Source organism: Bifidobacterium pullorum subsp. saeculare, assembly GCF_016899725.1.
Lineage (GTDB): Bacteria > Actinomycetota > Actinomycetes > Actinomycetales > Bifidobacteriaceae > Bifidobacterium > Bifidobacterium pullorum_C.
Map to the genome: position 1 here is coordinate 1 of NZ_JACLYU010000035.1, position 6,588 is coordinate 6,588.

General features: G+C 70.9%; 2 protein-coding genes and 2 pseudogenes. 3 read left to right on the top strand and 1 reads right to left on the bottom strand.

The annotated features are described in order from the left end of the window. The 3 genes and pseudogenes from H7U32_RS09075 to H7U32_RS09085 all read left to right on the top strand — a co-directional run. Nucleotides 1–481: pseudogene (locus tag H7U32_RS09075) on the top strand (IS3 family transposase); the annotation flags it as partial. Nucleotides 482–747: 266 nt separating this feature from the next. Next, complete coding sequence (locus H7U32_RS09080; RefSeq protein ID WP_204469755.1) at nt 748–3,336, top strand: YhgE/Pip domain-containing protein; 2,589 nt, start codon at nt 748–750, stop codon at nt 3,334–3,336. Beyond that, on the top strand, nt 3,333–5,534 hold the full coding sequence (locus H7U32_RS09085; protein ID WP_204469756.1) for a YhgE/Pip domain-containing protein: 2,202 nt from the start codon (nt 3,333–3,335) through the stop codon (nt 5,532–5,534). Before H7U32_RS09080 ends, H7U32_RS09085 begins: the two co-directional genes overlap by 4 nt. Before the next feature lie 266 nt (nt 5,535–5,800). On the opposite strand, the pseudogene H7U32_RS09090 reads toward H7U32_RS09085, so the two are convergent. Then, a pseudogene (locus H7U32_RS09090) lies at nt 5,801–6,588 on the bottom strand (IS3 family transposase); the annotation flags it as partial.

Sequence of the window (6,588 nt, forward strand, 5' to 3'; positions counted from 1 at the left end):
GTGGCCGACGGACGCCGCCCGGTCCGCCATGGACGGCTACAAGCGCCGGCCGTCCCCGGTCATCGACCGCTTCGACGGCATGGTCGTCTCCTGGAGGCTGTCGCGCAGCCCGGACGCGGCCATGGCCGACGGCATGCCGCTCGACGCCATCGCCACGCTCGCGCCCGGCGAGACACCGACGGTCCACTCGGACCGGGGCTGTCACCACCGGCGGCCCGGATGGATCCGCATCCGCGGGGAGCACGGGCTGGTCCGGTCCATGAGCGCCAAGGGCCGCGGCCCCGACAACGCCGCCGCCGAGGGATCCTTCGGCAGGCCCAGGAACGAATTCCTCCACTGCCGCGACCGGAAGGACGTGGCCTACGACGAGTTCCACGGGCGGCTCGCCGCCTACCTGACCCACTACAATGAGACACGCACCAAGAAATCCCCGGGCCGGCAGAGCCCCGTGCAATACCGCAGAAGCCTTGGACTGGCCGCACGACCATCCAAAAAAACATCCACACCCCCACCACTCCCGGTTTCGCGCTCACTTTTAAATGAGGCGCCTCGGGGGCAGCAGCGCCGATAATTGGACGGAGACTCCGGTCTCCGCCGACGGCGGGGACCGGAGTCCGGGATAGGCTCGGGGTGCATGGTGACACGCCGGCGCGCGCCTGGAGGGACGGCCCGTACCGCCCGCCTCCAGTGAGCCGGGCCGGCCCGGCACATCAGACCGAAGGAACGCTCAGGGAAAGGACAGCGGACATGCACAACGTGATGCGGGTGCTGGCGCGGGACCTCAGACGCCTGCTGCGCGTGCCGGTGGCGTGGGTCATCACGCTCGGCCTCATGGTGCTGCCAGCCACCTACGCGTGGGTGAACATCATCGGTTTCTGGGACCCGTACGGCAACATCGGCGGCCTGCGGGTGTCGGTGGCGAACGCCGACGAGGGCACGAGCAGCCCGGTGCTGGGCGACCTCGACCTGGGCCGCCAGGTGGTCGCCTCGCTCAAGGCCAACAAGGACCTGGACTGGCGGTTCACGGACCGCGCCGGCGCGATGGACGACGTGGAATCCGGCCGCAGCTACGCGGCCATCGTCATCCCCAAGGACTTCTCCGCCTCGCTGGGCACGATGCTCACCGGCGGCGGCACGCGCCCCACGCTCGACTACTACGTCAACGAAAAAGCCAGCCCGATCTCCCCCAAGATCACGGACGCGGCGGCCGGCACCGTCGACCGCGAGATCAACGACACCTTCGTCTCCACCGTCGGCGACGCGATCGCCGGCGCCATCAACCAGGCCGCCGGCCAGCTGGACGCCGCCGGCGGCACCGCGGTCGCGGAGGTCTCCGGCACGCTCGACGACGTCGCCGACGACGTCGCACGCGTCCGCTCCACCATCGGCGAGCTCGACGCCACGCTCGCCGACGTGCCCGACCAGACCAAGGCGGCCCGCGCCACGCTCGCCTTCGTGCGCACGCTGGCCCGGCAGGCCGACGGCACGCTCGCCGACGCCTCCGCCCTGCTCACCGGCACCCGCGCCACCGTGGACGACCTCGCCGCCAGCGCCTCCGGCACGCTGGCGCACAGCAGCGGCCTGGCCAGCCAGGCCATGGCCCAGGCCACCGGCGCGGTCGGCGGCATCACCGGCGCGCTCACCGCCGCCAGCGAGCGCGTCGACCAGTCGCTGGCGCCCCTGGGCCAGGCGAACGCCACGATCGACGGCATCCTCACCGAACTGGAGGGTCTCGCCGGCCCCATCCCGGGACTGGACGACGCCATCGCCTCGCTCAAGCACGCGAACGGCACGCTCGGCACCACGCTCGGCGACCTTACCACGCTCAACCGGGACCTCGGCGCCACCGCCGCCTCCGCCGGCACGCTCGGCACCGCCGCCAACACCGCCGTGCAGCAGACGCTCGCCGACGCGAACACCGCGCAGGCGCAGCTCGTCGGCACCAGCCTGCCCCAGCTCGACACCGGCCTGGCGGGGCTGGCCGCCACGGCCACCACGCTCGGGGGCAGGATCGCCGACCAGGCCGCGCTGCTCGACCAAGCCGGCTCGGTGCTCACGCAGCTCGAGCAGACCGCCGCCGCCGCCCGCGCCGCGCTCGCCCGCACCGACGACGCCCTCGGCGCCGTCGGCACCAAGCTCGGCACCGTCGTCACCGACCTCACCGCGCTCAGCGGCGCGAACGCCCTCGAACGGCTCGTCGGCCAGGACCACCTCGACGCCAAGCGCATCGCGGAGTTCCTCGGCTCCCCCACCGTGCTCAGCACGCACACCATGTACGCGGTGAACTCGTACGGCGCGGGCATGGCGCCGCTGTTCACGTCGCTGGCACTGTGGGCGGGCGCGTTCATGCTGGTGGTCATCTTCAAGCTGGAGGCCGACGGCGAGGGCATCGACGGTGGGCTCACCCCCGCGCAGGGCTATCTGGGACGCTGGCTGTTCCTGGCGCTGATCGCCATCGGCCAGGGATTGGTGGTGACGATCGGCGACCTCGTCATCGGGGTCAAGGCGGCGAGCGCCGCCCTGTTCGTGGCCACGGGCGTGGTCACGGCGCTGGTGGACGTCGCGATTACCTACGCGCTGTCCACCACGTTCCTGCATGTGGGCAAGGCGCTGTGCGTGATCCTCATCGTGGTGCAGATCCCGGGGGCATCCGGCCTGTACCCGATCGAGATGATGCCGGGGTTCTTCCGCACGCTGTATCCGTTCTTCCCGTTCTCGCATTCGATCGCGGCGATGCGCGAGACGATCGGCGGGTTCTACGGCGGCCATTGGGCGCATCAGATGCTGGTGCTGCTGTTGTACGCAGCGTTGGGCTTCGCGCTGGGGCTGGGCGTGCGCCCGTGGCTGGCGAATGTGAACCGTCTGTTCGCGCGCCAGATCGCGCAGGGGGATGTGATCGTGGGCGAGCCGGTGCGGCTGCGCGGCCACGAGTTCCCGGTGGGCGAGGCGATCCGCGTGCTGTCGGACCGGGCGCAGTACCGCGAGGCGATCGCGCGGCGGGCGGCCTGGTTCGCGGACGTGTACCCGCGGCTCAAACGCGGGGCGCTGGTGGCGGGGCTGGTGGTGCCGGCCGTGCTGACGGTCACGTTCTCGCTGACGACGAACACCAAGCTGGAGGCGCTGGGCGCGTGGACCGTGTGGGTGCTGCTGGTGATCGCCTTCCTGCTGACGATCGAGTATCTGCGCGACCGGATGCGCCGGCAGGTGGCGCTGGGCAATCTGGACGACGAGGCGATCCGCGGCGCGCTCGCCCAGCGCGAGCGCGACCGTGACGCCGCGCGCCGGCAGCGGCGCGAGCGGCTGGCGTTGCGCCGGGGCAGGAGGCATGCGGCATGAAGGCGATGTGGCGTCTGTTCACCGACGACGTGCGGCGCGTGACCTGCAACGTCGTGTCCGTCATCTGCCTGATCGGGCTGGTGGCCATCCCCAGTCTGTTCGCCTGGTTCAACATCGCGGCCAGCTGGGATCCGTTCGGCGAGGTCAAGCGGATCAAATTCGCGGTCGCCAGCGTGGACGAGGGGTACAAGTCCGACCTGCTGCCCGTGAGGATCACCGTGGGCGACGAGGTGGTGAGCGCGCTGCGCGAGAACAGCGAGCTCGACTGGACCTTCGTCTCCAAGGACAAGGCGATCGAGGGCACCAAGGCCGGTGACTATTACGCGGCCATCGTCATTCCCAAGGATTTCAGCCGGCGGATGATGACGTTCTTCTCCGACGACTCCCGCCACGCGCTCATCGACTACTACCGTAACGAGAAGCTCTCCGCGCTCAACGCCAACCTGACGGGCGAGGGCGCGGACGAGGTGGCGGCGCAGGTCAACCAGGAGTTCGTGTCCACCCTGACGAGCACGGCGCTCGGCATCGCCTCCTCGCTGGCGGACCTCGCGTCCCGGCCGGAGGCCACGGACGCGCTCGGCTCCTTCGCCACGAACCTCGGCTCCACGGCATCGGCCCTGACGGACGCGGGCGCCACGCTGCGCGACTACGAGACGCTGGCGGGCACGGCCGGCCAGCTGCTCGACGGCGCCGACCAGCTGCTCGGCCAGACCTCCGGCGCGCTGGAATCCGCCACGAAGGGCGACAAGGACGCCCGGTCCGCCGCCGACGGCCTCACCGGCGCGCTGGAATCCGCCACCGGCGCGCTGGGCACGGCCCTCGAATCCAGCGCCAGCGGGTTCCGCTCCGTGGGCACGCAGGTGGACGACCTGTTGGCGAAGGCCGGCGCCACCGCGAGCGACACGGCCACGGCGCTCACGCATCAGGCCGAAACCGTCCAGTCGCAGATCGACGCCTTCCAGGAGATGGAGGCCACGTTGCGCGACCTGGGTGCGAAGCATCCGCAGCAGGCGGATGCGCTGGGTGCGCTGGCCGACCGCGTGGACCGCGAGGTCGTGGCGCCGCTCACCACGTTGCACGCCGCCCTGACGGGCGCGGCCGACGCCGTCGTCTCGGGCCGGGACACCGCGCTGGCCGACCAGCAGGCCATCAAGGACCTGGCCGCGCAGGCGGCGGACGGCGTGGGCGGGCTGCGTGCCGACTTCACCGGGCAGATCAAGCCGCACACCGACGCGATCGCCCGCGACATCGCCTCGGTCACCGGCACCCTGAAGGACGGCACCGGCCAGCTGGGGTCCGTGCTGGGCGGGCTCGCCACCACCGTCGACGGGGCGAAGCGCAGCGTGGACGACGTGCACGCCCTGCTGGGCGACATGGCCGGCCAGCTGACCGACGCGGGCACGCAGCTGGCGGACTTCCAGGGCAAGCTCGCCGGCGCGCTCGGCGCCGGCGACATGGCCGCGGTGAAGGACCTGCTGGGCGAGGACCCCGCCTCCTTCGCCTCCGCGCTGGCCGCGCCCGTGCAGCTCAAGCGCCGGGCCGTGTTCCCGGTGGCCAATTTCGGCAGCACGATGACGCCGTATTACACGTTCATCCCGCTGTGGACGGCTTCGCTGCTGGCCGCGATGACGATCAACCCCACCGTCTCGCGCAACCGCCGGCGTCTGCTCGAGCTAGGGCTCGGCGGCCGGGCGCTCAAGCCGCATCAGCTGTTCCTCGGGCATTTCGGCGTGTTCGCGGTGGTCTCGCTGCTGCAGAGCACCGTCAGCTGTGCCGGCTCGCTGCTGTTCCTGCGCGTGCAGGCCGTGCATCCGTGGCTGTTCATGCTCTCCGGATGGGTGTCCGGGCTGCTGTACGTGCTGTTCGCGTACACGCTGGTGGTGAGCTTCGGCAACATCGGCAAGGCGTTGGCGATGTTCCTGCTCGTGCTGCAGGTCTCCGGCTCGGCCGGCTCCTATCCGCCGCAGGTGCTGCCCGGGTTCATGCAGGCGTTGAACCCGTGGCTGCCGATCACGCATTCGATTGACGCGATGCGCGCGGCGATCGCGGGCCTGTATGACGGCGACTACTGGCGCGAGCTGGGGGCGCTGCTGCTGTTCGTGCCGCCGCTGCTGCTCATCGGCCTGCTGCTGCGCAAGCTGGTCGCGCGCGGGAACCGGTGGATTGCCGGGCAGCTGGAGCGCACCCAGCTGATCTGAGCCCGGCGGCACCCCTACGCCCGCACATATCCGCACGTCACCCATGCCATGGCGCCAGCGGAACGAAACCACCCCGCAACGACCAACCTCACATCCGCTAACACGGTCTAAGCACATCGTCGTCGGTCGACGGTTTGTATGTTTCCCAGTTTTACGCTTTGATGATACAAATTGAATGATTATATCAACGCCGTACCGACGTGCTTCACGTTTTTTGAGCGCGAATTGTGTAGTGGTGGGGGGTGCGGATGTTTTTTGGATGGTCGTGCGGCCAGTCCAAGGCTTCTGCGGTATTGCACGGGGCTCTGCCGGCCCGGGGATTTCTTGGTGCGTGTCTCATTGTAGTGGGTCAGGTAGGCGGCGAGCCGCCCGTGGAACTCGTCGTAGGTCGCGTCCTTCCGGTCGCGGCAGTGGAGGAATTCGTTCCTGGGCCTGCCGAAGGATCCCTCGGCGGCGGCGTTGTCGGGGCCGCGGCCCTTGGCGCTCATGGACCGGACCAGCCCGTGCTCCCCGCGGATGCGGATCCATCCGGGCCGCCGGTGGTGACAGCCCCGGTCCGAGTGGACCGTCGGTGTCTCGCCGGGCGCGAGCGTGGCGATGGCGTCGAGCGGCATGCCGTCGGCCATGGCCGCGTCCGGGCTGCGCGACAGCCTCCAGGAGACGACCATGCCGTCGAAGCGGTCGATGACCGGGGACGGCCGGCGCTTGTGGCCGTCCATGGCGGACCGGGCGGCGTCCGTCGGCCACGGCCGGTTCGGCGCCCCGGCGTGGAAGTCGCGCTCCACGAGGTCGGCGGGCGCCTCGGACGGCTCCCCCCTGTGGGAGCTCCACCGCCTGGGCCTCTTCAGGCACACGGGCCGCGGCCCCTCCCCGCCCATGATGCGGCGCGCCACCTTCTCCGAGACGGCCGGCGGGTCCGTCCCGTCCCGCCGCGGCATGGCATGGATGGTGCGCTAGCCCCACACGCGCCCGCCCCCCTCGGACAGGGCGCGTATCCGTCCGCGCGGGACGGCATGCCTGTCGCCGGCCTCCATGGCCGCGCGCTGGCAGTGGT

Bases quoted from the DNA above. Each gene is read 5' to 3' on its own strand.
- H7U32_RS09080 (WP_204469755.1), top strand. From the start codon at position 748: ATGCACAACGTGATGCGGGTGCTGGCGCGGGACCTCAGACGCCTGCTG.
- H7U32_RS09085 (WP_204469756.1), top strand. From the start codon at position 3,333: ATGAAGGCGATGTGGCGTCTGTTCACCGACGACGTGCGGCGCGTGACC.